We start from the raw sequence: 1,944 nt of genomic DNA on the forward strand, positions 1-1,944 counted from the left end.
GAACATCGCAATATTACGATCGCGACACCGATCCGGACATGGCCCAGGAAGGGATGGCGGGGCTGCAGGAATTCATGGTCAAGCCTGAGCGACGTGAGCAGATCCTCAAGCGCCTCGAAAAAACCCGCAAGAGAATCTTCGGTTGATCCTCCCTGGCTGACGGGCGCCGCCTTTCGGCGGCTCCCGTCTCTCTTTTTTCGGATGGAACGCCATGCCTCCTGTCTGGCGCAGAAATCGTCATTGGTTGACGCCGGTACTTTTCCTGCTGCCGGGCCTCATCCTGTTCGGCTCGGTGATCCTTGCCGCCTCCATCGAGACGGTCTGGATTTCGCTGCACGACTGGGATGGGATTGGCGCCAAGACCTGGGTCGGGCTCGCCAACTATGTCGAACTGGCCGACGATCCGCAGTTCTACGTCTCGCTCAAGAACAACGTAATCTGGCTGCTGATCTTCATGCTGGCGCCGCCGACCGGCCTGGCGCTTGCGCTGATCGTGAATCAGCAGATCCGCGGCATGCGCATCCTCAAGTCGCTGTTCTTCGTGCCGCTTGTGCTGGCGACCGTCACCGTCGGTGTCGTGTTCGGATGGGTCTATGATCCAAACTTCGGGTTGCTGCAGCTTCTCTTCGGCGCCTTTGGCGGTACCGCCCCGGCGCTGCTTTCAGACGAGACCTTCGTCACCTTCGCGGTAGCCGCCGCCGGTCTATGGCCACAGATCGCGTTCTGCATGATCCTGTTCCTGGCGGGACTGAACAGCCTCAACGACGATCTGATCGCCGCCGGACGCGTCGACGGTGCGCGCGGCTGGCGCATGTTGCGCCATGTCGTCCTGCCGCAACTGTCGCAGGTCGGCTTCATCGCCATCGCGGTGACGGTGATCGGTGCGCTGCGCTCCTTCGACATGATCGCGGTCATGACCAGTGGCGGCCCCTATGGCTCGTCCACCGTGCTCGCCTACCAGATGTATCAGGAGTCGATCTTTTCCTACCGCTTTGGCTACGGCGCCGCGATCGCCACCGTGCTGTTCGTGATCATGATCGTCTTCATCGCCTGGTATCTCAGTGGCCTCATCAAGGCCGAGCGGAGCAACGCCTGATGTACCCGCGCCCCATTCCCGAAAACGCCAGGATCCAGCGAGCCCTCTATCTAGGTGGTGTAACCCTGGTCGTGATCCTGTGGCTGCTGCCTCTGCTCGCCGTGATGCTGACCTCGATCCGTTCCAACGAGGAGCTGATGGCCGGCAACTATTGGGGCTGGCCGCAGAAATTCAGCCTGATCGACAACTACAAGGCGGTTTTCGACCAGACCGCCATGCTGCGCTTTTTCCTGAACAGCCTGCTGATCACCATTCCGTCCGTCATCGGCGTTCTCATCCTGTCGACACTGACCGGCTTCGTCTTGTCGCGCTACCAGTTCCGTGGCTCCAACCTCATCTTCGCCCTCTTCGTCGGTGGCAATTTCCTGCCGGCGCAGATCATGATGATCCCGGTCCGCGACCTGATGGTGAGGCTGGGTCTCTACGACACCGTCTATGCGCTGATCGTTTTCCACATTGCCTTCCAGACCGGCTTCGCCACGCTTTTCATGCGCAACTTCATCGCCGCTCTCCCGGGCGAACTGTTCCAGGCGGCGCGCGCCGAAGGCGCCTCGCCGTTCCAGACATTGCGCCACGTGGTTGTTCCGCTGGTCCGGCCTGCACTGGCGGCACTCGCGATCCTCACCTTCACCTTCGTCTGGAACGACTATTTCTGGGCGATCGTCCTTACCCAGAGTGACGCGGTCAAACCCGTTACCGCAGGTTTGAACAATCTGCGCGGCGAATGGACATCGGCCTGGAACATCGTCTCGGCGGCCACGATCTTCGTCGCCCTGCCCCCGGTCGTGATGTTCTTCATGATGCAGAAGCACTTTGTCGCCGGCCTCACCATGGGAGCCGTCAAGGGA

Annotated in this window: 2 protein-coding genes and 1 pseudogene; all 3 read left to right on the forward strand. The window is 60.9% G+C overall.

All coding sequences use genetic code 11. The features are described from left to right. A pseudogene (locus EOA60_RS30870) lies at positions 1 to 146 on the forward strand (carbohydrate ABC transporter substrate-binding protein); the annotation flags it as partial. Positions 147 to 211: 65 nt separating this feature from the next. Further along, the gene (locus tag EOA60_RS30875; RefSeq protein ID WP_095826159.1) at positions 212 to 1,096 is read left to right on the forward strand and encodes a sugar ABC transporter permease; all 885 of its coding nucleotides are present in this window, start codon (positions 212 to 214) and stop codon (positions 1,094 to 1,096) included. Then, the coding region (locus tag EOA60_RS30880; protein ID WP_095826158.1) for a carbohydrate ABC transporter permease at positions 1,096 to 1,944 on the forward strand (849 nt) is incomplete at its 3' end. The genes EOA60_RS30875 and EOA60_RS30880, both read left to right, overlap by 1 nt.

This window comes from Mesorhizobium sp. M1A.F.Ca.IN.020.06.1.1 (assembly GCF_004023265.1).
Lineage (GTDB): Bacteria > Pseudomonadota > Alphaproteobacteria > Rhizobiales > Rhizobiaceae > Mesorhizobium.

What these genes read in the sequence shown, in the direction of transcription:
- EOA60_RS30875 (WP_095826159.1), top strand. Translation starts at nt 212, where the DNA reads ATGCCTCCTGTCTGGCGCAGAAATCGTCATTGGTTGACGCCGGTACTT.